26 protein-coding genes and 1 pseudogene are annotated in these 24,018 nt (G+C 66.8%); 14 read left to right on the forward strand and 13 right to left on the reverse strand.

Annotated elements, in window-relative coordinates; genetic code table 11:
- Positions 1-186: 186 nt before the first annotated feature.
- The 3 genes and pseudogenes from NK1_RS09035 to NK1_RS09045 form a co-directional block, all read right to left on the reverse strand.
- Complete coding sequence (locus NK1_RS09035; protein ID WP_063008117.1) at positions 187-720, reverse strand: dihydrofolate reductase family protein; 534 nt, start codon at positions 718-720, stop codon at positions 187-189.
- A 2-nt stretch (positions 721-722) separates the two neighbouring features.
- A pseudogene (locus NK1_RS09040) lies at positions 723-1,640 on the reverse strand (helix-turn-helix domain-containing protein).
- Between the two features lie 83 nt (positions 1,641-1,723).
- The gene (locus tag NK1_RS09045; RefSeq protein WP_063008096.1) at positions 1,724-2,146 is read right to left on the reverse strand and encodes a DUF1707 SHOCT-like domain-containing protein; all 423 of its coding nucleotides are present in this window, start codon (positions 2,144-2,146) and stop codon (positions 1,724-1,726) included.
- A 336-nt stretch (positions 2,147-2,482) separates the two neighbouring features.
- On the opposite strand from NK1_RS09045, the gene NK1_RS09050 reads away from it, so the two are divergent.
- Entirely contained in the window at positions 2,483-3,535 is a 1,053-nt protein-coding gene (locus NK1_RS09050; protein WP_063008097.1) for a mechanosensitive ion channel family protein, read from the forward strand.
- 19 nt (positions 3,536-3,554) lie between these two features.
- The gene (locus tag NK1_RS09055; RefSeq protein ID WP_063008098.1) at positions 3,555-4,409 is read left to right on the forward strand and encodes a TIGR03621 family F420-dependent LLM class oxidoreductase; all 855 of its coding nucleotides are present in this window, start codon (positions 3,555-3,557) and stop codon (positions 4,407-4,409) included.
- Here the strand turns inward: NK1_RS09055 and NK1_RS09060 are convergent.
- Together NK1_RS09060 and NK1_RS09065 are read right to left on the reverse strand one after the other, a co-directional pair.
- Positions 4,406-5,536, reverse strand: a complete 1,131-nt coding sequence (locus NK1_RS09060) for a helix-turn-helix domain-containing protein (RefSeq protein WP_063008099.1) — start codon at positions 5,534-5,536, stop codon at positions 4,406-4,408. The two genes, NK1_RS09055 and NK1_RS09060, sit on opposite strands and share 4 nt — an antisense overlap.
- Before the next feature lie 108 nt (positions 5,537-5,644).
- Complete coding sequence (locus tag NK1_RS09065; protein WP_063008100.1) at positions 5,645-6,472, reverse strand: SGNH/GDSL hydrolase family protein; 828 nt, start codon at positions 6,470-6,472, stop codon at positions 5,645-5,647.
- A gap of 427 nt (positions 6,473-6,899) precedes the next feature.
- Here NK1_RS09065 and NK1_RS09070 point away from each other — a divergent pair, with 427 nt between their 5' ends.
- From NK1_RS09070 to NK1_RS34315, 4 genes are all read left to right on the forward strand, one after another.
- Positions 6,900-8,834, forward strand: coding sequence for a UvrD-helicase domain-containing protein (locus NK1_RS09070; RefSeq protein WP_157104159.1), 1,935 nt, complete (start codon positions 6,900-6,902; stop codon positions 8,832-8,834).
- A gap of 48 nt (positions 8,835-8,882) precedes the next feature.
- Entirely contained in the window at positions 8,883-9,689 is an 807-nt protein-coding gene (locus NK1_RS09075) for a hypothetical protein (RefSeq protein ID WP_063008101.1), read from the forward strand.
- A 5-nt stretch (positions 9,690-9,694) separates the two neighbouring features.
- The gene (locus tag NK1_RS34310) at positions 9,695-10,186 is read left to right on the forward strand and encodes an alpha/beta-hydrolase N-terminal domain-containing protein (RefSeq protein ID WP_063008102.1); all 492 of its coding nucleotides are present in this window, start codon (positions 9,695-9,697) and stop codon (positions 10,184-10,186) included.
- A 132-nt stretch (positions 10,187-10,318) separates the two neighbouring features.
- Complete coding sequence (locus tag NK1_RS34315) at positions 10,319-10,573, forward strand: Rossmann-fold NAD(P)-binding domain-containing protein (RefSeq protein ID WP_063008103.1); 255 nt, start codon at positions 10,319-10,321, stop codon at positions 10,571-10,573.
- A gap of 1 nt (position 10,574) precedes the next feature.
- Here the strand turns inward: NK1_RS34315 and NK1_RS09090 are convergent, their stop codons facing one another.
- The 3 genes from NK1_RS09090 to NK1_RS09100 form a co-directional block, all read right to left on the reverse strand.
- A complete protein-coding gene (locus NK1_RS09090) occupies positions 10,575-12,689 on the reverse strand; it encodes an oxidoreductase (RefSeq protein ID WP_157104160.1) in 2,115 nt (704 codons plus the stop codon).
- A 94-nt stretch (positions 12,690-12,783) separates the two neighbouring features.
- Positions 12,784-13,299: a gluconokinase gene (locus NK1_RS09095; RefSeq protein WP_063008120.1), complete on the reverse strand. Its 516-nt coding sequence runs from the start codon at positions 13,297-13,299 to the stop codon at positions 12,784-12,786.
- 216 nt (positions 13,300-13,515) lie between these two features.
- Positions 13,516-14,397 carry a sterol desaturase family protein gene (locus tag NK1_RS09100; RefSeq protein WP_063008104.1) on the reverse strand — a complete coding sequence of 294 codons (882 nt, stop codon included), beginning with the start codon at positions 14,395-14,397 and terminating at the stop codon, positions 13,516-13,518.
- 76 nt (positions 14,398-14,473) lie between these two features.
- Between NK1_RS09100 and NK1_RS09105 the strand changes: the two genes are divergently transcribed.
- Both NK1_RS09105 and NK1_RS09110 read left to right on the forward strand, forming a co-directional pair.
- Positions 14,474-15,094, forward strand: coding sequence for a TetR/AcrR family transcriptional regulator (locus NK1_RS09105; protein WP_063008105.1), 621 nt, complete (start codon positions 14,474-14,476; stop codon positions 15,092-15,094).
- Between the two features lie 136 nt (positions 15,095-15,230).
- A complete protein-coding gene (locus NK1_RS09110; protein ID WP_084460720.1) occupies positions 15,231-15,998 on the forward strand; it encodes a histidine phosphatase family protein in 768 nt (255 codons plus the stop codon).
- A gap of 12 nt (positions 15,999-16,010) precedes the next feature.
- Here the strand turns inward: NK1_RS09110 and NK1_RS09115 are convergent, their stop codons facing one another.
- The gene (locus NK1_RS09115; RefSeq protein WP_063008106.1) at positions 16,011-16,376 is read right to left on the reverse strand and encodes a TetR-like C-terminal domain-containing protein; all 366 of its coding nucleotides are present in this window, start codon (positions 16,374-16,376) and stop codon (positions 16,011-16,013) included.
- A gap of 32 nt (positions 16,377-16,408) precedes the next feature.
- Between NK1_RS09115 and NK1_RS09120 the strand changes: the two genes are divergently transcribed.
- From NK1_RS09120 to NK1_RS09135, 4 genes are all read left to right on the forward strand, one after another.
- Positions 16,409-16,753, forward strand: a complete 345-nt coding sequence (locus NK1_RS09120) for an anthrone oxygenase family protein (protein ID WP_245660405.1) — start codon at positions 16,409-16,411, stop codon at positions 16,751-16,753.
- Positions 16,750-17,028, forward strand: a complete 279-nt coding sequence (locus NK1_RS09125) for a hypothetical protein (protein ID WP_063008108.1) — start codon at positions 16,750-16,752, stop codon at positions 17,026-17,028. The genes NK1_RS09120 and NK1_RS09125 overlap by 4 nt, the downstream gene beginning before the upstream one ends.
- A gap of 238 nt (positions 17,029-17,266) precedes the next feature.
- Positions 17,267-18,439 (forward strand): aminoglycoside phosphotransferase family protein, encoded by a 1,173-nt coding sequence (locus NK1_RS09130; RefSeq protein ID WP_063008109.1) that lies wholly within the window; start codon positions 17,267-17,269, stop codon positions 18,437-18,439.
- A gap of 149 nt (positions 18,440-18,588) precedes the next feature.
- A complete protein-coding gene (locus NK1_RS09135) occupies positions 18,589-19,860 on the forward strand; it encodes a cytochrome P450 family protein (RefSeq protein ID WP_063008110.1) in 1,272 nt (423 codons plus the stop codon).
- 21 nt (positions 19,861-19,881) lie between these two features.
- Here the strand turns inward: NK1_RS09135 and NK1_RS09140 are convergent, their stop codons facing one another.
- From NK1_RS09140 to NK1_RS09150, 3 genes are read right to left on the reverse strand one after another with little or no spacing between them, the layout of a single operon-like run.
- Positions 19,882-20,205, reverse strand: coding sequence for a hypothetical protein (locus NK1_RS09140; RefSeq protein ID WP_063008111.1), 324 nt, complete (start codon positions 20,203-20,205; stop codon positions 19,882-19,884).
- Between the two features lie 12 nt (positions 20,206-20,217).
- Entirely contained in the window at positions 20,218-20,613 is a 396-nt protein-coding gene (locus NK1_RS09145; protein WP_157104161.1) for a hypothetical protein, read from the reverse strand.
- A complete protein-coding gene (locus NK1_RS09150; protein WP_157104162.1) occupies positions 20,614-21,936 on the reverse strand; it encodes an amidase domain-containing protein in 1,323 nt (440 codons plus the stop codon).
- Positions 21,937-22,029: 93 nt separating this feature from the next.
- Here NK1_RS09150 and NK1_RS34320 point away from each other — a divergent pair, with 93 nt between their 5' ends.
- Entirely contained in the window at positions 22,030-22,377 is a 348-nt protein-coding gene (locus tag NK1_RS34320; RefSeq protein ID WP_157104163.1) for a hypothetical protein, read from the forward strand.
- Between the two features lie 361 nt (positions 22,378-22,738).
- Here the strand turns inward: NK1_RS34320 and NK1_RS09160 are convergent, their stop codons facing one another.
- The gene (locus NK1_RS09160) at positions 22,739-23,098 is read right to left on the reverse strand and encodes a hypothetical protein (RefSeq protein ID WP_157104164.1); all 360 of its coding nucleotides are present in this window, start codon (positions 23,096-23,098) and stop codon (positions 22,739-22,741) included.
- 87 nt (positions 23,099-23,185) lie between these two features.
- Between NK1_RS09160 and NK1_RS09165 the strand changes: the two genes are divergently transcribed.
- A partial coding sequence (locus NK1_RS09165; RefSeq protein ID WP_157104165.1) for a CE1 family esterase occupies positions 23,186-24,018 on the forward strand: 833 nt, incomplete at its 3' end.

The following is a 24,018-nucleotide window of genomic DNA, read 5'->3' on the forward strand; positions in this document are numbered from 1 at the left end:
GCACGCCCACCTCGGCCGGTGGTGGGCGTGCGCGCGGTTCCGCGACGCCGCCTGATCCGTGATGGCGGGCCGGGTAGGCATCCCGCCGGAGCCGCCGACGTTATCCGCTGCGTCATCGGCGCGGAATATGTCACCGGCACTCTGTCGCCGGTGCGCCGCGGGCTCACGGTCGCACATCCATCGGAGCTAACGGACGATCGCGTAACGGGCACAGGCGAATTCACCGTTCTGTGCCAGTTCGGTCAGTTTCATCTCGACCCGGCGGGGCAGCAGTGGCTGTCCTGCTCCGAGTGTGATGGGGGCGATCGATACGCACACTTCGTCCAGCAATCCGTGGTCGGCGAACTGTCCTGCCAGCTCGCCGCCGCCGACGATCCAGATGCTCTTGCCCGCCGCGGCCTCGGCCATCTCCTTGTGCACCACGGTGATCGGCTGCTGCGTGTACCGTACGTCGGCCCCGTCGGTGCGCGGATCGAAGTCGCGGTGGGTGAAGACCCATGCGGGCATCGGGTACGGCCATTCCATCTCGGGATGGTTGTCGAGGACCCACCGATAGGTGTTGGCGCCCATGGCGATAGCGCCGATGTCGGCGATGAACGCGTCGTACCCCATCGGTCCGTCGTTGTCGACCTGCCGGGTCAACAGCCAGTCCAATCGATGGTCCGGTGTGGCGATGAATCCGTCCAGGGTGGTGGCGGTGTAGTACACGGTGCGGGGCATGGTCATCCTCTCTTGCGCAACCACATGATGGGGTCGCCGTTGTCGTGTTCGGTTGTCCGATCGGGGAATTCGTTGTCGATCCACTGGCGCACCAGCAGTCGCCGATAGGCCGAATAGGTGAGTATGTGGGCGATCACGGAGCCGAGGACGAAACTCTCCGGCGGCTCGCACAGGGCGTCGATCAGGGTGTCGTCCCAGCCGCCGCGACGGTCGATGTCACGGACGGTATCCAGCTACCGCGGCACCGTCTCCTCGAATCGCCGTGTCAGTTCGGGGAGGTCGTCGGATCCGCGGTCGGGTTGATCGGTGCCCTCGATGGCGGCCAGCCACACCTGTTTGGTCCGCACCAGGTGTGCGAGGACGGTCGCGATCGACGCGTCCGGTCCGTCCCACGCCAGCACCGCCGCCGACGAACGCCGGCGCCGGTACCGGTGCTCGTCGAGGCCCTTCGCCATGTCGAGGAGTTCGCGCGTGTCCTCCACGTCGTGGTGCAGCAGCAGTGACGTCGGATCCATATCGTGTCTGCCTTTCGGTTCGCCCTCCACCCACAGCGACATCGGGGGGTGGAAATGGATCCCGTTCACCGCGGGGAGCCAGCGGGTGCGGGAGGCGGCCGGCGTCGCGCTCGGCGGATGACCGTAGGCGCGGCTGTAGGCCCGGCTGAACCCCTCCACCGAGTCGTAGCCCGAGGCGAAGGCCACCTCCGTCACCGCCGCCCCGCCACTCAACTGCCAGGCGGCGCGTTCGAGCAGCACCCGTCGCCGCATTGCCACCGGCGACTCGCCGGTGCCGCGGGAGAATTGCCGGGAGAAGTGAAAGGGCGAGGCGAACGCGCCCTGCGCCATCGCGCTCAGGGTGGTGTTGTTCTCGTCGAGAACGGAATCGAGCAGTTCCCGTAATCGGTCACGTCCGGTCGTCACGCCGTTCAGTGTGGTCGGTGCGGGTTATGTCGCGCTTGACCGATCTTGCGCATGTCCGCGTGAACCGGCTCCGCGCCGTGAATTCACACCCGGTAGTGCCGGCGGGGGCCGTATCGGGGCGGGCCGTATCCGCGGCGGTGATGGATGAACAGGAAGAACAGCGCCGGGAAGACGAAGAACGGAATGATATGGGTGGTGGCGACGATCACGACCGCGACCACCACGGCGGCCAGCAGCAGCGCCGGGAACACCGGGCGCGCGCGCCGGGCCTCCCGCCGCGGCCGAGCCGGCGGCGCGGGTTGCGGACGCGGCAGGTCGCCGAACAGGACGATCAGGTCGGCGGCGGTCTTCGCGGCGTAGGCGCGGCTCACGCGCTCGTCGTATTCGTCGAGCTCGAGGCGTCCGGCCGCGAAATGGTCGCCGAGGGCGGCCGCGGCCTGTTCACGTTCGGCCGTGCCGACGCGGACGCTCGGCGACCCGAACACCGCGGGGTCGAAATCGGTCATGGCAACCGCCTCACCGGGAAACGAAATCACGATGCACCCAGCGTAGGACGCTTCGGTGAATCGTGCCTGCGCCCGCGGGCGTATTCGCGGCTACGCCCCGCGACTGATCCGGCGCGCATCACCCGCGTGGACGGTGCCGGCGACCTCCGGACGGGTAGCGGAAAATACCCGGAAGCCTTGCCGTGAAACACGATTCACCGCATCGGCCCAGGTCGCGAAAGTGTCGGATTTCGCACAGCCGCGAGCGGCGGCGAGCTGCGGTTTCGCTCGGTAGCGTGGCTGGAAGCCCTGAATACAGCAAGCCCGAGATACAGCCGTCGCAAGGAGTTGGAAGCCTTGGAGGAGGTACTTCGACCGCTGGTGGTCTTCGCCGCGACGCTCGCGGTCACCATTTCGATCGGCGTCCTGGTCGACCGCCTGTTGTGCCACGCCGCACAGAAGCATCCCAATAATCGACTGCCCGGTCTACTGCGTCGCATCCACCTGCCGCTGCAGGTGTTTCTGGCGACGATAGCCCTGCATTTCACCTATCCGCTGGCAGAGATCAACATGCGCCACGACGCGGTCGTGCTGAACGTCCTCGCCGCGGTGGCGATCCTGTCCGCCGCCTGGGTGGTGGTGCGTGCCGTCGACGCGGTCGCCGAGAACACGCTGGACAAATACGCTCACCGCACCCACGACATCGCCAAGGTGCGGCGGCTGCACACGCAGCTGACATTGGTCCGGCGCATCATCACCACGGTGCTGGCGATCACCACCGCGGCGGTCGCGATCCTGCTGCTGTTCCCGAATCTGCGTACCCTCGGAACCTCGCTGCTGGCCTCGGCCGGCATCATCGGCGTGATCGCCGGTGTCGCCGCGCAGTCGACGCTGGGCAATCTGGTGGCCGGCCTGCAGATCGCGTTCGGTGATTCGGTGAAGATCGGCGACACCGTGGTGGTCGAGGGGGAGTGGGGCACGGTCGAGGAGATCACGCTGTCGTTTCTCACCGTCCGCATCTGGGACGACCGCCGTCTCACCATGCCGGTCTCGTACTTCAATTCCAAACCGTACGAGAACTGGTCCAAGGGTGGCCCGCAGATCACCGGCACGGTCTTCCTCTACCTGGACACCAGCACGCCGGTGGACGAACTGCGGGAACATCTGCGCGACTATCTGCGCACCCGCGACGATTGGGACGGCCGCAGCTGGAATCTGCTGGTCACCGACAGCACTCCCTTCGGCATCCAGGTCCGCGCCTCCATGTCGGCCCGCAATGCCGACGATGTGTGGACGCTGCGCTGCGCGGTGCGCGAGGAACTGCTGGCCTGGCTGCGCAGCCGACATCCGAACGCCCTGCCGAAGGTTCCGACCAGCGTGGTCGAACGCGCACATGCGATGGCCGAGTAGCCACCGATAGAGTCGTGGGGTGCGCGAATTCCGCTTCGGAGTCAACTTCCTCAGCCCCGGGTCCGCCGACGAGTGGGCCGCGAAATGCCGGCGGGCCGAATCGCTCGGCTACGACGTGCTGTTGGTTCCCGACCATCTGGAACTCCCGGCGCCCTTCCCGTCGGTGCTCGCCGCCGCGCAGGCCGTCGAACGCCCGCGAGTGGGCACCTTCGTCCTGAATGCCGCGTTCTGGAACCCGGTTCTGCTGGCTCGCGATGTGGTCAGCACTGCGCAGCTCACCGGCGGCCGGCTCGAGCTCGGCCTCGGAACCGGTTATGTGCGAGACGAATTCGAGGAAGCGGGTATCGATTTCGGCACCCCCCGGACTCGGGTCGACCACCTCGAGAAGACGCTGACCGAACTCCGGCGGCTGCTGCCCGAACCGCATCCCACCATTTTGCTGGGCGGCAGCGGCAACCGCATGCTGCGGCTGGCCGCCCGCCACGCCGACATCATCGCGTTCACCGGTGGCGAATCCGTCCCCGGCGCCACCGACGGCTCGATCCGCCTCTCCAGGGCCGAAACGGTCGATGAACGTGTCGCCGCGGCACGGCGTTTCGTCACCGAGTACGACCGCGATCCGGAATTCAACATCCTGGTCCAACAGGTCGTGGAAACACATGACCGCAGGGCCGCCGCCACCGAGATCGCCGCGCAGATGGATCATTTGAGCGTCGCCGAGGTGCTGGACGCGCCGACCCTGCTGATCGGCACACCCGCCGAGATGGCCGATCAGGTGCGCGAACGCCGGGAACGCTACGGGTTCTCCTACGTCACCGTATTGGAGCCTGCGATGGAGGCGTTCGCGAAGGTGATGCGAGAAGTGCGGGGCTAGTGCACGACCGACAGGTGCGGGCCGACCTGCGCCTCGCCGAGGACTTCGGCGAGAAGCCATGAGGTCCAGCGCAGTTCGTCGGTGAGTTCGGCGCGGCCGAACCCCGCGCTGTGCGCCCGCGCCACGGCCTCCGCGAGCAATCCGGGAGCCTCGCCGGGATAGTCGGCGACCGGCTCGCGGTCGTGATCCAAAGTCCGGGTCGGTTCGAGAATGTGCATGCGGGGCCCGCGGTCCTGGCCGATCCGCCTGATCACCTCGGTCGGCACACCCCACTGCCGTGCGAGCGCCGCCGGGCTGGGGAAGTGGATCGGCGACGGAAACAGCTGATCCATGTCATCGGCGGGAACCAGCAGTTCGGCGGCGAACCGGTCGGCCTCCTCCGCCTGCGTCCGGTCTCCCGGCAGCGGGCAGGGGTGCAGCAGCAGATGCCCGAGTGCGCGCGCACACGCGAACCGGTAGCCGTAGACGCATTGCGTGTGCCGGGCGGCCACGACGATCAGCGAGCGCCCCCAAGTGTGCGCGGCGTAGGTGCCGACCCGGGCCATGGCCGCACTCGTCGCCGGCGCGAAAGCCACCACGACGCCGCGCGCCTCGAGTGTCGCGCCGAGATGGGCCAGCGGACCCGGTGCGATGCCCCAGTGGTCGCGGAGCAGGCGCGCGGCGTCGGCGGGCGCTGTTCCTTCTTCGAGGGCGGGGAGGTCGAGCGCCGGGAACCGCATCCGGCAGGCCAGCGTGTACGCCAACTCCCAGAGGTATTCCGCGAACGCCACCGCCTTCGCCCGATCGGATGCGGTGGCCGAACCGGGATCATCGAAATGCAGGTCCGCGGCGTCGATCCGGCACATCGGGCGTCCGGTGGCGAAGTAGTCGACGGGAACTCGCAAGACCCTGGCCAGGTCGGCCGGAACGTCCGGATCGGGCTGTAGGGCGCCGATCTCGTACTGTTCGACGACCGCGGCGGACAGACCTGCCGCGTCCGCCAGTTCGCCGACGGACAGTTCGGCCCAGCGTCGCGCCTGCGTCAGTCGTATCGGCTCGAACGCCGACGCGACGAACCCGAACGGCTCGCCGGCCCGTTCGGTCAGGAGTTTCAGCCCGCGTCGGCCCTGCCGACCGTCACTGTCCACCCGAATTGTTTACCGCATCGCCGGTCGCTGCGGGGGGGATCCGCCCCGAAGAAAAATTCGGTTTCCGGCGAAGCGGACAAACTGCTGCGCGGCGAATTCTTCGGCCATTCAGGACATTCCGGCCGGCATGACCGGCAGCAGTTCAGGGCGTTTCGCCGACCGGCCGTCACCGGTAGACACGCCGCGCAGCCGCCGCCACACCCACGGGCGCAATGTCGCTGCCACCCAGGCGAGTTCGCAGACCGCACCGGCCGCGCGGAAACGCTCGAAGCCGTCCGGCGGCAGGGCCCAGTTGTGATCGGCGCCGTCCAGACCCAGTGCCTCCGCGGCGGCCAGCGCGAACCGTTCGTGACCCAGTGCGGAGCCGTGCAGCCGGTCCGCGCTCCACATGCGCAGATCGACCATCGACGCGGCGCCGAACAGATCGACCAGGCGCAGATCGTACCGGCTCGCGCACAAGCGAATTCGATCGTTGATCAGGTCGACGCGCGGTCCGATGTAGCGGGCGGCCAGCGGCACGATGCGGCGCACATCGGGAAACGTCGTCGTCACCACCGTTGCGCCGCAGGCGGTCAGCTTGGCGTACAGCTCCTCCATGAGGTCCAGTGCCGCGGCGAAGTCGGTGCCGGGCGCCGTGACGTCGTTCATGCCCGCGCAGATGCCGACCAGATCCGGATCCATCGCCAGCGCGGCGTCGAGTTGTTCGTCCCGGACCTCGGCGAGGCGGCGACCACGCACCGCCAGATTGGCGTACCGGATCTCCGGATTGTCCTGAACCAGGCGCTCGGCCAGCCGATCGGCCCACCCGCGCAGACCGGTGCCGTCGTCACCGTCCCACAGTCCCTCGGTCTGGCTGTCGCCCATCGCGACGAAGCGTTCGTAGCGGTGCGGCGATGCCGCCTTACCGTCCGAACGCGGCGAGGACAACGTCGTCATGGCAGACCTCCGGGACGTGAAGAGGGGTGCGGGTGCGGCGACGGCCCGCGGGCAGTCGCCACCGGCCGACCAGGCTACATCGGCGCTGTTCGGCGGAATCGGGGCCTCAGGGCCGCGGGATCCACGCCACGGGAACACTGCCGCACCGGAAACCCGGCAGCCCGCGAACTGCTGACCGCCGGAATCGAGGGCGTGGCGCGATGAGCGGACGACTCGCCGGCAAGGTCGCGCTGGTGACCGGCGCCGCCGGATCTCGATGCCGGCGAACGGGATCGGCGGATGTAGACCACTCACCCCAACCCTCTCCGGCCGTATCCTCTGCACACCTTCGCGCGATGTAATACCTTGATAGACACAGGTTTTGGTAGCCAGGGGTGTGGCGGCTCCAGCACGGACCCGCCCGGCTACGCCGGTAAGGGGGCCCGTGATGGCCGATATCGACTTCGAGCGGCGTCGCCACAGAGTGGCGCAACAGCTGGGCGAACTGACCGTACTCACGCCGGCCTGGCGCCGGTTCCTGTCGGTGCCGTTGATGCGCAACGGCTGGCATGTGCTCGTGGAACGCGAGAACAGCCGTTCGGATCGCTTCGACGCCTATGCCGTCGGCCCGGGCGGCGTCTTCGCCCTGGTCCTCACCGAGATGGTGCCGCCCGCTGCGGAATTGCGCCGGATCCGGTGGCGTGCGGAGGAGACGTTCGCGAATCTCACCGCGGGCCGCACCCGGTATGTGCCGCATATGATCGAGGTGTTGCTGCTGATGGACGAGGCGGCCGACACGCCGGTCGAGGCGCGCTACGTCGCGGCCGACCCGACCACCCTCGCCGCGCGGCTGTTCGCCGAAGCGCGCCTGTCCAGCCGGAGCGCCCGGCAGATCGCGATGACGGTGGCCGAACGCAACACCTGGTTCGCGCTGCTGTCCGCCGACAGCAACGCGGTGCCCGAAACCCCGCCCGCCGAAGGGCTTTTCGAGACGAAAACCCTACATGCGGACGAACGAGCGCGGGCGTTGAAGCGACCTTTCAGCGAATGGATGACGTTCCTCGACCCGGACCAACTCGACCTCGTCTACCGAAACTACAACGGCCCCGCGCGATTCAGCGGCCCGGCGGGAACCGGGAAGACCGTCGTCGCCCTGCATCGCATGGCACGGCTGTCGAAAGAAGGCGCCGGGCGGCAGCTCTTCACCAGCTTCGTGCGGACGCTGCCGACCTATCACGAATCGGGGTTCCGGCGCCTCGCACCGCATGCGGGTGAGCGAGTGGAATTCACCGGACTCCACGCCTGGACCACTCAGTTTCTGCGCAGCCGCGATATCGGCTGCCGCCTGGGCAGCGGGGACAACGCCTTCTATCACGCCTGGCGCAACGCCCGCCGCCACCTCGAACCCCTCGAGCCGAATCCGAGCTATTGGAAGGACGAACTGCATCGGGTCATCAAGGGCCAAGGTATCGATCACGACCTCTATCTGAAGATCGACCGGGTGGGCCGAAACCGCCTGCGGCTGGACAAAACGCACCGCGAGCTGGTCTGGGATCATCTGTACCTGCCGTATCAGGCGGCGCTCCAAGACCTCGCGACGGTGGATTTCAACGACGTGATCGATCTGGCGATCGACGAACTGCGCGCGGCGCCGCTGGACGCACCCTACGACCTGGTAGTGGTCGACGAAGTCCAGGACTTCACCCTGATGGAGCTCAAACTCGTCCACCAGATCGCCGGTGGCACCTCCACCTCGCCGCTGCTGCTGGTCGGCGACGGCCAGCAGCAGGTCTATCCCGGCGGCTGGCGCCTGTCCGATGCCGGCATCCCGATCGTCGGCCGCGGCGCGGTGTTGCGCACCAACTACCGCAATCGCGCCGCCGTGCACGACTACGCCAAGCGGGTCGACGCGACGAATACGGTCGACGACCTCGACGGCGCACCGGGGTTCGTCCTGCGCGACAGCGAGGTCGTCTTGCCGGGCGGCACCGCCCGCTCGGAAACCTTCTCGCGGTCGCGGGCCGAGGAGAAGGTCATCGCGGCCCTGACCGACTCCGGATATCTGCATTCCGACGTCGCCGTGATCACCGACACCAATCGTCAGGCGGAGCGGGTCCGAGCAGCCTTGCGCCGCAAGCGAATTCCGGCGGTCTCGCTCGAACACTACGACGGCACCCAGCATGATGCGGTGAAGGTGGGGACCGTGCATCGCGCCAAGGGCATGGACTTCGCCGCGGTGTTCCACCTCACCGACGCGCCGACCGCGCCCGTCGACCGTTCGCGCGGCAGCGAGCGCGACCGGGCGGAGCTGGCGGCACGGCAGACCATGGTGGCGCTGACCCGCGCCCGCGACCACATCTGGATCGGGCTGATGAAGGATTGAGGCCCACGAGTCGGTCTTTCTCAGCTGAATCGGTTACCTTCGGCATCCATGACCGACGCATCACCGGGTCCGGCCGGGCCGCACGCCCTGCCGGAATCGACGCCCACCGCACCCGCCCGAGATCGCCGGCCACGACGCCTGGGCAAGGTCCGCCAGGTGGTCGTCTCGGTGATGCTGGCGGTGATGACCGCCATGGTGCCGCTGGCCTTCGCGCCCGCGATGCCCGCCTCGGCGGCGGTGGCGAAGCCGGGTGTGGAGAATGCGCCGGCCCGCGCGGCGGTCACCGATCTGGTCGGCGACCACCCGTGGTCGGTGGCACTACCCGCTGATTTCGCGGCCGAGGCGGGCTATCGTCCGGTGGTCGAGAACGGGATTCTGGTCGATCCCGACGGTGACTGCTCGTCGCCGATTCAGCTGCCCGCCGAGTTCACCGAGGCCTGCAAGGCTCACGACCTGGGCTACGACATGCTGCGTTACGCCGAACAGCGGCAGCAACCGCTGCAGCCGTGGGCCCGCCAAGCCATCGACGCCACCCTGCAGCGCCGTATGCACGCCGCCTGCGATACGCGCGCCGACACCGGTGCCCGCGCCCGCTGCGATGTCCTGGCGACGGTTGCCACCACGGGCGTCGACCTGAATTCCCGGCGACAGAATTACGCCACCCCGGACCCGGAGTTTCTGTTCGGCACGCAACTGTCCGGCGAACGGCTCAGCGATCAGCTGCTCCACTTCGGCGGTCCGGCCGCGGTGGGAGCGGTCTCGGCGGCGATCGTCGGCATCGTGGCGTGGCGACGGCTGCGGCCGGCTCGGCTCGCGACCCCGACCGCCCTCGTGGAAGCCGGTGCCGCCGGGTGACCGCTATGGCCGTTCAGAGCACAACCAGCCTGGCCGACGCGACGACGAAGCCGCGCCGCCATCGTTCCCTCCACGTGCGCCCGCGCATCGATACGGTCGTGGCCGTCACCATCGCCGTCGTGATGTCGCTGCTTCCGGCAGTCCTGCCGCGCACCTCGGTATCCCAGGCCATCGTCACCGGTGTGCCGGTGGCACTCGCCATCGGAATGGCCGGTTTGGTGCGAATGACATTGGGCCACTGGCGTTTCGATGTCGACGAACGCTTCGGTCGCCACCGCGTCCCGATCCTGCTGGTCTGCGGATTCGTGGTGACAGCGGTCGTCGTGCGCGCCGCGGCATGGCAGAACGGCCTGCACGCGGCCATGGGGGAGGCCCCGGTCGGCGCCGCGTACTGGCTGCGCTGCGCACTGGGCGCGGCGGCGATCGTGGTGTTCCTGGTCGGGACGGGGCGTGGAATCCGCTGGGGGATAAGGAAACTCCTGCGCGTCGATGCCTGACCGGGGCGACGTCGTTCACCGGTCTCAGCGGCCGCCGAGCAACCCCGTCGCGATCAGATCGGCGAGCTCGCGCGCGGTCTGCTCGTCCGGGTCATCCGTGCGCTGGCCGAACGCGGCATCCTGTTCGGCAAGGTGGAGTCGGCCCTGCTGCCCGCGCTGTACGCCGCTACGTCGCCCCAGGCCGAAGGTGGCCGTCTTTACGGCCCGAGCGGGTTCCGCCACCTGTCCGGCGCACCGGCCGAGCAGGATCTGTATTCGCGCCTGCGCAGCGAGGACGACGCGCGCCGGATCTGGACGATCTCCGAGGAGTTGGTCGGTCTCCGGTTCCCGGCCGTGGATGTCACGGAATCGACAGGGCTGGAGCCGAATTCACTGCCCTCGAGCTGATTTACAGCGCCGCCGCGACTTTCCACGCCGAGTGGATCGCGCCCTCGATGTAGTCGACCGATCCGGCGTCACCGACGACGTGCACCTCGGCAACCAGTCCCGCCAGGGCATCGGCCAGGGGTGCTTGCGCAGACACACCCGAGGCGACCACAACCATGTCCGCCGCCGCGGTAAAAATCCGGTCGCCGACGCGAAATTCGACGTGTCGCTCGGTGATTCGCTGTACGGTCGCATGCCGGTGGATGGTGACACCCGCCTCGCCGGCATGCCGAACGGCCGTCCACCGCCGAGGCATCGCCATCGGCACACCCAGCTGCTGCCCTTCCTCGAGTAGGGTCACGGCCCGTCCGCGTTCGGCCAGGAATTCCGAAAGTTCCAATCCGACAAGCGAACCGCCGATGACGACCACGTTCTTGCCCATCGGCAGGAATCTGCGCGTCACCGATCGGATCGCGCCGGGGCTCTTCGTGACACCGGAAACCTTGCCCAGCTTCGCGACGGTGCGCAGCAACGGCGACACCCGGGACCCGTCTCCGACGCCGGTCATCAAGGCGCGCAACGTATCACCGGTGTGCACATGCGGCAGATCGCCGCCGGGAACGGCCGGGCGATCCCGCACCGCGCCGGTGGCCACCACGACGACGTCGGGATTCAACGTTTGGATCAAGGGCGCGGTTGCCTCGGTCCGCAGCCGGATATCGATGTCGAGTTGCTCCACTCGACTCTTCAGCCAGTTCAGCAGGCGCTCGTTGTCGGGCGTGGTCAGACTGGAGAACCAGAGGGTACCGCCGAGGCGATCCGCCTTGTCCAGCACTGTGACTCGGTGTGCACGCTCGGTCGCGAGACGGGCGACCTCGAGCCCGCCGGGACCGGCCCCGACCACGACGATACGTTTCGATGTCGTGCTGCGAACCAACGGAAGGACTTTCTCGTCGCCGAGTGCAGGGTTCACCGCACACAGCGGGGTGTCGTCCCAGAAGTTTTCCTGAACGCACACATAGCAATTGATGCAGGGCCGAACGTTCTGCGGTGTCCCGGCACGCAACTTGTTCACCAATTCCGGGTCGGCGAGTAGTTGCCGTCCCATCGCCGCGAAATCCGCCTTGCCCTCGGCGATGACCTTCTCACCGATCTCCGGTAACACCCGCCCGACCGTGATCACGGGAATCGAGACGGCCTTCTTCACCTCGCCCGCCAATTCCGTGTAGGCGCCGACGCGGTCGGGTAGCGGCCCATCGGTGAAGTTGGAGAACGGGTTTCGTCCCCAGCCGGTAACATGAACAGCGTCCGCGCCGGCCGCCTCGAACAGCGCCGACGCCTGCTTCGCCTCCTCGGTGGTCAGCGCATCGTCCTCACCGAATTCACGCCCCGCGATCCGCACCAGAATCGCCAGCGCATCGCCGACCTCCGCCTTGACCGCGCGAATCACCTCGACCGCCAAACGCGCCCGATTCACCAGCGAGCCACCGTATTCGTCGGTCCGCTTGTTGTCCGCCCGGCTCAGAAAACCGCCGAGTATGTACCCGTGCGCGCAATGAATTTCGACGGCGTCGCCACCGGCCGCCTGCACCCGCCCCGCGGCCTCCGCGAAACACCGCACCACCCAATCGATATCATCCTGTGTGGCTTCGCGATAGGTGGCCTGCTTACCGCCGGTGACCGCCGCGAGCTTCCGCAATTCTTCCGGGGTGTTGTCGGCCAGCGCCGACATATCCGCCGAGCCGCGCGGCGCCGAGGGAACCAGCAGCGGCCGCCCCTGCACGGTATCGATCCGGGCGATCTTGCCGTGGTGTGTCATCTGCACACACAATTTGCTGCCCGCGGCATGGACCGCGTCCGCGAGCGCGCGGAGACCGGGAATGAACCGATCCTCGGACAGCCCGGGTTCCTTGGTGCTCGCACAGCCCACCGGATAGGCGACGGCACAGCATCCGGTGATGATCAACCCCGTCCCGCCGGCCGCGCGGGCGACGAAATGATCGATATCGCTCTGCTCGATCTCGCCGTCCTCGCAGAGGTTCATATCCATCGCGGGCAGAACGACGCGGTTGGGGACGGTCATCGGCCCGATCGTCCCGGGGGCGAGCAGGTGGGGAAAGGTCTGATTGCGCGGCACGCGTCGACGCTAGGACTCCCGGCAGCGCGCCAGGGCAGACCTCCCGATCACCGAGACATCGACCATGTGCCGTCGCCGGTGACCCGGAAACGCACTACCCGATGTCCGGCTCGTGCAGCAGCGCGGCGGCATTCTCCGCGAGGACTTCCGGTGCGCGATCGGTGTGGAGAACCGCACCGCGTTCGGCGGCGTCCAGTGGCTCGAGCATCCGCAGTTGCGAATCGACCAGGGAGACGGGCATGTAATGGCCACGGCGGCCGGTCACACGCTCGATCAATTCCTCGCGTTGCGCGGTCAGATGCACGAAGAGCACCTCGGGCGCGGCCGTCCGCAAGGTATCGCGATAACTCCGCTTCAGCGCCGAGCAGGCGATCACACCGCCGGACTTCTCGACCATCCGATCGTGTAACCAGCGCCCCACCGCCGCCAGCCACGGTGCGCGATCCTCATCCGTCAGCGCAATACCCGCGGATATCTTCGCGATATTGGCGGCCGAGTGCAGGTCGTCCGCATCCGCGAACGGAATCCCGAGCCGGCCTGCCAGCAGGCGACCGACTGTCGATTTCCCGGTGCCGGCGACCCCCATCACGACCACACAGGGCGGACGCATACGGTCGTTCACCCTGGCACGGTAACCGACATCGGCCAGCGTGCGCGGTCAGGGCCGGATATTCGTCAGATCCTCCGGCGTGCCGGGAGGGCAGGAGCGGGGCCCCTCGGATGACCGTACGCGGCACGTCTTCGGCACTCGGCGAACTGCGGGGGGCGAGCGCAGCGTTCGGTGATGGCGGCGAGCTCGTGACGGCCCGGCCGGAGTTGATACCGGTCAGCGCGGAGGAAGTCGATCGGCGGGCTCGCCCGTGGACGCGGGCCCGGGCTCCCATCCGGGCGGGCCGAACATGTACCCGGCCCATTCGCGAATGCGCTTGGTGGAGCGCACATCTCGCCACAGCGCACCGAATTCGTAGTACTGGAGCGTGAGGACGTTCGAGCTCTCGATGTTCTTCGTGAGCCCGTAGGTGGGGCGGAAGGTTTCGGCGCGAAAGGTGCCGAACATGCGGTCCCACAGGATCAGGATGCCGCCGTAGTTGCGGTCCAGATACTCCCGATCGCTGGCATGGTGCACGCGGTGATGAGACGGCGTGTTGAAGACGAATTCGAACCAGCGGGGCAGCTTCCCGATGGTCTCGGTATGCACCCAGAACTGGTAGATCAGGTTGAACGACCAGGCCGTGAAGATCATCCACGGCGGCACGCCCAACAGCGGCAGTGGTACCCAGGCCAGGAGTTCGAACCACGGATTCCACTTCTGGCGCAGTGCCGTCGCGTAGTTGAAGTACCGGCTGTTGTGGTGCACCTGATGCGCCGCCCACACCACCCGGACGCGATGTGCGAGGCGGTGATAGGCGTACCAGAGCAGATCCACCGCGAGCATGACCGCCAGCCACGACAGCGGGTTGCGCGGATCGACCTGCCACGGCGCGTGCACGTACAGCACCGCGTAGCCGACGAGTGCGGCGAATTTCGCGGCACCGCTGACGAACAGGGAGACGAAACCCATGGTCAGGCTGGTTCGCGCATCGGTCACGTCGTAGCCGCCGCGACCCTCGGCATGACCGCGCAGCGCGGCGATCTCCAGGACCATCGCGAGCGCGAAGAACGGCACCGCGTAGGTCACCGGCTGGTTGATCTGTTCCCACAGGGTCATCGCAGGCACTCTCCGGAACGGCTATATGACCCTACGGTCACTTCAATGGAAGTGACCGTAGGGTAAGTTCGGGCGCATGTCAACGGCCGCCGGACTCGGAACCAAGGGCATGCCCGCGCAGGACCGCCGCGAGACGATCCTGATCGCCGCCATGCGGGAGTTCGCCGAGCGCGGGTTCGCCGCCGTATCGATGGTGTCCATCGCCGGGCGTGCGGGCATCTCCAAGGCGCTGGTCTACCAGCATTTCACCTCGAAGGAACAGCTCTACGCGGAGTGCCTGACCGCCCTGGCCGACCCGCTCCTGGCACGCCTCGACGACGAAATGAACCCCACCACAGCACCTTTCGCGATGCCGGGTAACGCACTGCGCGGCCTCTTCGACACCCTCGGCCCCGACCGCACCGCGTGGCGGATCATCCACGACCCGACCGCCCCGTCGACCGGCGCGGTAGCGGATCTGGTGCACGGCTACCGCACCCGGATCGCCGCACACGCCGACTCGGGCGTGCGCCGCTTCCTCGACGCCCTGGGCGACACCGACGAACGCGATATCGAAGCGCTCGCCGGCATCTGGACCGCCGCCGTCGACGCGGTAATGGCCTGGGCGCGCGCACATCCCGAAGAATCGGCCGACGACCTGACCACCCGCTTCACCCGCCTGATCGACATCGTCTTCTCCATCGGAGCAACTCGCTGAATCACCCGGCTTCGGCCGGCGCGGCGGTGGAGTCTGCTCGGTAACCAGGATTAGCTACACCGGTCGGGCATGCTGGAACACAACCCGCCGAACACACGCACCCTGGTCGCGCAGCGGGACCGAAAGGGAGGATCGGATGACGGCAATGGGTCCCGACCCGTCGAGCGCATTCCCGTCCGTTCCCGCGGCTACGATTCCGCCGCGATATCGCATACGCGACCTCTGGATCATCCGCCACGGTGAAAGCCGAGCCAACGCGGCCTTCAGCGCCGGCGCCGACGAGGTGTTCCCGGGCAGCGACTCCGACGTCGAGCTGACGCCCACTGGATACGAGCAGGCCGCTCGGCTCGGACGGTGGCTGGCCGGCTTGACAACGGACCGGGCGCCGCAGCTGGTGGTGTGCTCACCGTATCTGCGCGCCCGGCAGACCTGGGCAACGATGGCCCGCACCGCCGAGGGTCTCGCCGAAGGGTGCGGCGTCGTGCCCGTCGTGGTCGACGAACGCTGCCGCGACCGCGAGATGGGTGTCTTCGAATTGTTTCCGCCGCAAGCCATTCGACGCCGCGCGCCGCAGGAGTACGAGCGCCGCGCCCGCCTCGGCGATTGGTTCTATCGGCCGCCGGGCGGAGAATCGGTGGCCGATGTCGCGCTACGTATGCGTGATCTGCTCACCGAACTCGACCGAACCACCGCGGAGCGGATTCTGATCGTCGCCCACGACGCGATCGTCGTCACCACCGCCCACGTCCTGACCGGTGCCGGAGCGATGCCCCTCGACGCTCCGCCACCAGTGCCCAATGCCTCGATTACGCAGTGGCACACCGACGGAACTCACCTGCGGCTGTCCGCATGGGGCCTCACGCCACATGTGCCGGATGACGCGACGCCGGAGTCCGATGCGTGATCGCACCGGCCGTCAGGGGGCCCGGCCATGTTCGGTGAACAGACCGGCACGCGCGCCCGCCAGTGCCAGTCTCGCGGCAGCGTCCGCGGTCTCGTCGTCCACCCGCTCACCGGTGATCAGTACGCGGAAATAGATCGGCGCCACAAGCGTTTTGATCATTTCCGCCGGATCGGTGCCTTCGGGTAGCTCCCCGCGAGCGACCGCCCGCGTCACGACCGGCAGCGTTTGCCGGATCCGATCGCGGAAGACGTGCCGGGCGGAGTTCGGCGGTGCGGGCAGGCCCGCCGCGGTGGACACCATCACCGCCAGAATGGCCCGGCCGGAGGCGCTGGTGGCCCACGCGAAGAGGCTGCGCGCGAGTGCGCGGAGATATCGCAACTCGATGTTGCGATATCCCGATGGGAGTCTCGATGCTGTCGAAGTCCGTCCGGGGAGCCGCACTCCGGGTCGCCGCGTGCGCCACGGTACTGGTAATCCTCTCGTTCCTGGTGACGAGATTCGGGAATGTGCCGATCAACCAGCAGATCAAACGATGGGCGGTGGGTACCCCGCCGGCGGATTACGCCGATATCCTGCGACGCTGGGAATTGTTTCATTTCACCCGAACCGGTTGCGCCGTAGTCGCATTCATTCTGGTGATCGTCGCGGTGGTCGGATTCACCTCGACCGACGACGATATCCGACGCGGCGAACCGCTGCGCCGTTCTTCGTGTCGACCCCGTCGTGTGACGCCGCATATCGAGAGGCAACGATGATTCGCACTCCGGTGCTGATCGCCTGTGCCGCAGCTCTTCTCATCGCCGGCGGCAGTGAACTCGCCTACCTGCGGAGCCGCCCGATGAGCACATATGTGCGGCTCATGATCGGCTACGACAGCGGCTGGTCGATCGTGACCGTCGTCGCGCTGCTGCTGGCACGGCAGGGCAACCGGACCGCCGGCGAGCTCTGGATCGGTTATCAGGCGATCGCGCCGCTCGCCTTCGCCGCGCTGTTGATCGCGGCCGACGGCCGAGACTCCGCGCCGGAATGAACCGGCGGGGCCGACCGTCGTCGCGGCGATCGGCCCCTCGGCTACTACCCTCGAGATACCGACGGGTAAGTCCGTCTCGCCTGTCTATATGTGGCATCGAAGAATTGAAGCAATAGGTATTTTATTGTCTTGCAACGCTTTCGAGTGCTGTAAGGTACTGTGCTTCTGGCGCCGCGATCGGTGCGGGCGCCGGTTCGCTCGGATAATCGTTGTCTTACAGTGGAATCGAGATACGTGCGTGAATCACAAGCTCTGGTTGCTCGGTCGTTCTGCCACCGTCGGGACCCGGATGCTGGGTGAGAAGATTCGCGGACCGAGATCGCGGTCCCTGACCGACGTACCGATCTCCGGAGACCACGTCACTCCCGAATGGCTGACCGCGGTGCTGTGCCGCGATGTCCCCGGCGCCGAGGTGACGGGCTTCGAGACGTCCAACGGCAGTAGCGGCACCTCGACGAGGGTGGCTATCCGGGTCGAATACAACGAGGCGGGAACCCGCGCGCAGCTGCCGACCCGGTTGTTCGCCAAGACCACCACCAGCTTCAGCCAGCGCATACTGCTGGGTGGCGGAAAGATGATCGACGGGGAAACCCGGTTCTTCCGCGATTTCCGGCCCGCCGTCGACATCGAGGCGCCGATCGGATACTGGGGCGCGTCCGATCCGGCGTCCTGGCGGTCGATCGCGCTGATGGAGGACATCGCCGCGACCCGCGGGGCCGTGTTCAGCGAGCCCACCGCCGCGATCACCCGCGAACAAGCCGAGGATCTGGTCCGCAATCTCGCGCGGCTGCACGGCACCTTCTGGGAATCCGAGGCGATCGACGCCCTCAACACCCCGGCGTACATGCTCGACGTGTACCTGTCCGCGATCGATATGAAGAAGCGGTGCGAAGTGGGCCTTCGCCGCGCGGAGGAGGTCGTTCCGCCGGCCCTGCACGGCAGCGGCGAACGGCTGTGGGCCGGTGTCGAGCGGGCGGTGGCCATCGCGACCGAGGAGGTTCCGCCGACGCTGCTGCACGGCGACCCCCACATCGGGCAGACCTACGTCACGGGCGCCGGCCGCATGGGTTTCGTGGACTGGCAGGTCATCATGCGGGGCGGATGGGCACACGATTTCGCCTACACCGTCAACTCCGGATGCGAGCCGGAAGACCGCCGAGTATGGGACAGGGACCTGCTCGCGGCGTACCTGGACGAGCTGGGGGAGGCGGGTGGTAAGCCGCCGGCCTTCGACGACGCCTGGTTGCTCTACCGCCAGCAGTCGATGTTCGCCTACGCCGCATGGGCTTTCACCATCGGACGCGCGAGTTACCAGCCCAAGATGCAGTCGAACGAAACCTGCCTGACCCTGTTACGGCGCATCACCACCGCCATCGACGACAACGATTCCCTGGGCGCCCTCGGCGTCTGACGCACCAACGCTGTACCACGAATGATCATCGTGCTGCCGATGGTCGTCCCGGCCAGGGTCGTCCGGGCGCGACCAGTGCAGCCTTCGACGCGCGCGACATCCCCTCATGCAGTTCCACACGGCGCGCGATACGACAACTGGAGTGGTTGATGACTACGTCGCAGTTCCCGACCCGCCCGACGATGTGTCCCGTTGCCCACGGCTCGCCGACGAGTTCCGACGGCCCGCGCGTTCCGTTGTACACCCCGGATTTCTCCGACGACCCGCATCGGGTCTACCGCGAAATGCGCAGCAGATACGGCTCACTCGCACCCGTCGAACTGGCGCCGGGTGTGCCCGCGACCCTGGTGATCGGATATCGCACCGCGGTGCGCATCCTCAACGATCCCGAACACTTTCCCGCCGACCCGCGCGTGTGGCAGCAGACGGTGCCCTCGGACTGCCCGATCCTCCCGCTGCTGGAATGGCGCCCGATGGCGAGCAGAAGTTCCGGCGCCGACTTCCATCGATACCGTGAGGCCATCACCGCCGGTATCGACGCCGTCGATCTGCACTCGCTGCGTGCGGCGGTCGAGAAGGCCACACTTCCCCTGATCAACAGCTTCTGCCAGGACGGCCAGGCGGAGCTGATCACCCAGTACATCTATCCACTCGCATTCGAGCTCGTGAACGTCATGCTCGGATGCCCACCGGAAATCGGCGCGCAGGTCGCGGCCGGCACGGCGAAACTGCTCGAAGGCGTCGACGCCGAACAGGGCAACCGCATCCTCGGCGAGGCGCTGATGAGCCTGGTGCGCCTCAAACGAGCCACACCGAGCAACGACATCACCTCGGTCCTGCAACAACACCCGGCCGCCCTCGACGACACCGAGGTGTCGCATCATGTGTCGCAGATCTACGGCACCGGAATCGAATTCGAGCTGAACCTGATCGCCAACACCCTGCTGCTGGTACTCACCGACGACCGTTTCGGCGGCAGTGTGCTCGGCGGAAATCTCTCCTCCCGCGACGCGGTGGACGAGGTGCTGTTCAACGACCCGCCCCTGGCGAACCTGCTGATCACCTATCCCCGCCAGCCGATGCTGATCGACGACGTCTGGCTACCCGCCAATCAACCGGTCGTGATCAGTATGTCGGCCTGCAACAACGATCCCGTGATTCGCAGCGACGATATGACCGGCAACCGCTCCCACCTGGCCTGGGGCATCGGCCCGCACGCCTGCCCCGCCCAGTCGATCGCGTACCTGATCGCCCAGGAGGCGATCGACCAACTCCTCGACGCCCTGCCCGAAATCGAGCTCGCGATCGACGCCCCGAGCTGGCGGCCCGGCCCGTTCCACCGAGCATTGACGGCCCTGCCGGTGACCTTCCCTCGCACCGAGCCGCTGAATTTGAACAACAAGCCGGCCATGCCGGGGTGAGCCTCGCACAGTGACGCGCCGTTATTCGGACATGGAGTCCACGGCCTTACCGATTCGACCGAGACTGGTCGCGTACCGCTCGTCGACACTCGTTCGTGCGCTGACGATCTCGACGATCTTCTTTCCGATGCTCTCGAGTTCCGCCAGGCTCGACAGGATGTCCTGCTTTCGCGCCGAGGCGAAATCGACGAGCGCGGGCCCGGTCTGCCAGCCTTCGTTCGCTTGCCGTGCCGGTTCGATCTCGTCGAATTGCTGCTCGACCCGGGTGCGGGATTCGTTGCTGTTGGTGGAGATGTCCACCCCGGCCTGTTGCGCGGTCGCGGGGTCGATGCAGACGTCTGTCATGGTGAAGCCCTGTCAGAAGAACGCTTCGCACGGATGGTAGCGAGGCGAGATCGGTTCATCGGTATTCGGTTGCAGCAGTGCGGATCCCACGACCAGTGCGTAACCGATGCTGATGATCACCGCCGAGGCCGCGACAACGATCCCGAGGATTTTTGCCGGCGTCGAGGACAAACGCGTGGCGGACACGAGGAACACCACTGCTGCCGCGGCAGCACAGATCAAGAGGACTGTCGCGGCCCAGCTCGAGGCGGTGGCGGCCGTAGGAACGGGAATGGTTCGCGCACAATGTGATTCGAGAAGAGCATCGGCCCGCTCATCCAGCTTGTGATCGGCGATCCCCAGGAGGAGGACGGCAGCTGCGAAGCAGGCGAGGAACAGTGCGGCTGACACGATCGTTGGGCGTTTCAACTACCAGGTCTCCTTCGGCCGAATGATCCGGACATTCTGTGTGCCGCCGTCCTGATTCGAGAATCCGATCCGGTCGGTCAGGCTGAAATCCTTCCCGTTGGTGGTGTGCTGGGAATAGAGAATGTCACCGTTGGGAAGTACCGCGGTCACGACCGCCGTGTGGTGCGCTTCGCCCGGCTTGTAGTCGCCGACATTCTGCGTGTGCTCCCAGTACACGAGATCACCCGGTTTCGCGCCGGCGGTGCCGACCTCCTGCGCCCCGTTGTTCAGGAAGAAATTCTTCTGCTTCTCGGCATTGAACCAGGTATCGCTGTGGCTCAGTCCCTGCAGGGAACCGGGCCCCGGGGGATCGAAATTGATTCCCGATGCCCGGCTGCGGTTCCAGCCGTCCGAATCGGTGGTCAGAGTGCCTTTGTAATCGAGACCGGCCGACGCGAGAGTGGTGGAAACGAAGTTCGCGCAGTTGTTCTGGAACTTGTCGATCGACGTATCGTTCGCGTGGTCGCGAGCGAACTGCACCGCCTTGACCGCGTTGTAGCCGTTGGAACCTTCGAGTTCCTTCTTCACGCTGTCAGGGATCCCGTTGAGATCGTGCAGTTCGACCGGCACCGCCAACATGAGTTGCTTGCGCCGATCGACGGGCAGCGAGTCCCACCACGCCTTCACCACATCGGCGGGCTGGCCCTGCGGCAGGGTCTCGCGAATGGCGTCGAGCGCGTCGGCCACCGCCGCGGACTGCTGTTTCAGCGCATCATCGAGGGAGCTGGTATCGACGTTGATATTCAGTTTGCGCAGCGCACCGGCGACTTCCTGGTCGGCGCGATCGGCCGCATCGATCGCATCCTTGATCAGCGCGTTGTACCGCCGGCAGTCGTCGGCCGCGGTCTCCGGATCGTGATGTCCCGCAGGCACGACGAGAACATCGCCCTCGAGGTCCAGGCCCGCGACGGTCCCCGCTGTGATCGCCGAACCGGCCTGTGCCTGCGCGATCCGAGCCGCATCCTCCAGGGTGTCCAGCGCGGTGACGGCGCCCCGCAACAGGACCCCGATCTCCTCCAGCTTCCCCGTGACATCGGAGATCCGCCCGCGCACGATCTCACCCAGATAGTCGGTCCAGGATTCCTCGAGCCGACGCGATCCATTGGCGTGAATCTCGGCGACGGCCTCCTCGCAATCCTTGGCCGCCGCCAGCAGATCGTCGGCTGCCGCCTGCCAGCTGCCCGGATTGGCATACCGAAGTTGATGCAGATCCATGACCGTCCCCCGTACCTTCGATGGTGGTCTGAGGGTAGTCAAAACGCCAAAAACGGGCAAATAGAACAAATTTGGTGGGCGGCGATATCGGCTTACGCGCCGCACGCCCGCCAGGGGCTACTTGCGGTGGCGACCGGTATACCCGTCGGTCGACGGAGAATCATGAGCCTCGTCCCGGTTGCCGTCGCCGCTCTCGACATCGGATCGATCACCAGGACCTTTCCCGATCCGGCGCGGTTTGGCGATGCGTCGGATTCCGGCGGCCGGGGCGCGTTCACCGGCTCGCTTCCGCCGCAATTCGTCGAGGTCGACGACGCTTGCGTCCTGGTCGGCAGGGCCCGCATGAACCGATGCGGGACCTTCATCGGCCACCGCGCGGCCGGTATCGGCCACCGCGGGACCATTCCACGCAGTACTCGAATCCACCGGCCACGACCCGGTCTCTCGCTGCAATTCCGACCGCATGACCGGCCTGGTCGGCGGCGGATCGTTGACGCGGGAGGCCTCTGAACGCCACGTCTTCCGGGGAGGCTTGGCGTCGTCGGCAACCCGCCGGGGACGCCGCGGTAGCTGGACAACCTTCCGCGCGCCCGCCCCGGTTGCCTTCGGCACGGATCGCGATTCCGGTACTTCCTGGTCAGACATCGAATTACCGGGCGACGAACGCCGCTGCCCCGGTCGCGGCGCCGGTCAGGTCGCCGAGTCGATGTCCACTGCTGTGGCTGATGGTGGTGCTCACATCCCTATTGTCGCAGAGTGCCACGGGCGGGAGCGAGGTCGGTGCAGCCGGGCGTGTGTCCCGGTGGTCGAGCTATCGCAGACACCGGCTGCGCAAGGTTGGCTTGACGGGGCGGTGGACGCAGAGTCCGAGTTATCCGACGCAGTACGCAGGGGGAGCGGGGCTCCAGCTGCCGACGCAGCCCGCACCGATGTACGCGAGCAGATCGATCACGGTCGAACCGGTGTGCAGGACGACAGGCTGGTTCGCAGTGATCTCGTCGGTGTTGTTGTACTCCAACGGGATTCCGGTTTCAGCGCCGGCAATTCCGGCCGGGGCGATGCCGAGGGCGGCGACTGTGACGGCGAGGACGGCAAGCCGTTTCATGGGGTTCCTCTCGAACAACTGCATCATGTTCAGCGTTCGAGCCAGCATAGTGTGAAGTGATCGTGTTTCGGAGTGGATCGGCGAGCTTTGCGGCATGTGGGCCGCCTGCTCGGGAATCTGATTCACCTTTGGGGAACTGTCACAATTGCCGCCGAACCTCAGCGAACCATCCTGCCTGGCGTTAGTTTTGAACGGTAGTAGTTCAATTTTCCTGTGGGGCGGGAGGATTCGTTGCATCGCATCCCTGCGTACGGACCGGTATCTCGGGCCGTAACAGTCATCACTGCCATCTTCGCGCTGGCGATACCGAGCGCGGTCGCCGTGGCCGAGCCGGCTCCAGGGGAGTCGGACGTTTCACCGGCAGCCTGCTCACTGGCCGCCACCTCGGAGACACGCACCATCATCGACCGGCCGTACCTCCTCCGCGTACCCAGTGGCCTGACCAGTGCTGCACCGCTACTGATCGCTCTTCACGGCGGCGGGAGCAATCCCACTACGTACGAAAACCAATCCGGCTGGACACCATTCGCCGCGCAGCAGAAATTCATCGTCGCCTACCCGCTGGGCGGCAAAAAAGACGTACCGGAACCCAACCGCAGCTGGTACTTCGAAAACGGCAACAGAACGGACGTGGACTTCCTGCTGAAGGTCATCGCCGACATCGAGGGCTACCGCTGTGTAGACACCAAGCGGGTCTACATGACCGGCCACTCCAACGGCGGCCAAATGACCTCCCGAATGGCCTGCGCAGCATCAGCCCAACTGGGCGCGGTGGCGATGTACGCCGGCGGCTCGCACGGCGGCTGCGAAGACGGCGTCCCCATCCGCAAACTCTCCTTCGGCTTCTTCACCGCCGACAACGACTTCACCCAGGCCCCGGTCTACGCGGCGCACCTCCAATGGCGCGGCACCATCGGTTGCAGTAACGACGCCGCCACCGAAACCGGTCCCGAAGTGGCGGAGGGGTACCGGTATTCCTGCGAGCAGGACGCCAACGTCGTATGGCGCAAATACAAAGCCGGCAGCCACGATTGGCCGAGCGGCGA

It is taken from the genome of Nocardia kruczakiae NBRC 101016 (genome assembly GCF_001612965.1).
GTDB lineage: Bacteria > Actinomycetota > Actinomycetes > Mycobacteriales > Mycobacteriaceae > Nocardia > Nocardia kruczakiae.

Excerpts from the sequence above, each read along its gene's own strand:
- NK1_RS34320 (WP_157104163.1), top strand. The coding sequence starts at position 22,030 with ATGAGCCTCGTCCCGGTTGCCGTCGCCGCTCTCGACATCGGATCGATC.
- NK1_RS34310 (WP_063008102.1), top strand. The coding sequence starts at position 9,695 with ATGGCCGTTCAGAGCACAACCAGCCTGGCCGACGCGACGACGAAGCCG.
- NK1_RS09070 (WP_157104159.1), top strand. The coding sequence starts at position 6,900 with ATGGCCGATATCGACTTCGAGCGGCGTCGCCACAGAGTGGCGCAACAG.
- NK1_RS09110 (WP_084460720.1), top strand. The coding sequence starts at position 15,231 with ATGACGGCAATGGGTCCCGACCCGTCGAGCGCATTCCCGTCCGTTCCC.
- NK1_RS09100 (WP_063008104.1), bottom strand. The coding sequence starts at position 14,397 with ATGACCCTGTGGGAACAGATCAACCAGCCGGTGACCTACGCGGTGCCG.
- NK1_RS09105 (WP_063008105.1), top strand. The coding sequence starts at position 14,474 with ATGTCAACGGCCGCCGGACTCGGAACCAAGGGCATGCCCGCGCAGGAC.
- NK1_RS09045 (WP_063008096.1), bottom strand. The coding sequence starts at position 2,146 with ATGACCGATTTCGACCCCGCGGTGTTCGGGTCGCCGAGCGTCCGCGTC.
- NK1_RS09135 (WP_063008110.1), top strand. The coding sequence starts at position 18,589 with ATGACTACGTCGCAGTTCCCGACCCGCCCGACGATGTGTCCCGTTGCC.
- NK1_RS09095 (WP_063008120.1), bottom strand. The coding sequence starts at position 13,299 with ATGCGTCCGCCCTGTGTGGTCGTGATGGGGGTCGCCGGCACCGGGAAA.
- NK1_RS09120 (WP_245660405.1), top strand. The coding sequence starts at position 16,409 with ATGCTGTCGAAGTCCGTCCGGGGAGCCGCACTCCGGGTCGCCGCGTGC.
- NK1_RS09075 (WP_063008101.1), top strand. The coding sequence starts at position 8,883 with ATGACCGACGCATCACCGGGTCCGGCCGGGCCGCACGCCCTGCCGGAA.
- NK1_RS09140 (WP_063008111.1), bottom strand. The coding sequence starts at position 20,205 with ATGACAGACGTCTGCATCGACCCCGCGACCGCGCAACAGGCCGGGGTG.
- NK1_RS09125 (WP_063008108.1), top strand. The coding sequence starts at position 16,750 with ATGATTCGCACTCCGGTGCTGATCGCCTGTGCCGCAGCTCTTCTCATC.
- NK1_RS09035 (WP_063008117.1), bottom strand. The coding sequence starts at position 720 with ATGCCCCGCACCGTGTACTACACCGCCACCACCCTGGACGGATTCATC.
- NK1_RS09065 (WP_063008100.1), bottom strand. The coding sequence starts at position 6,472 with ATGACGACGTTGTCCTCGCCGCGTTCGGACGGTAAGGCGGCATCGCCG.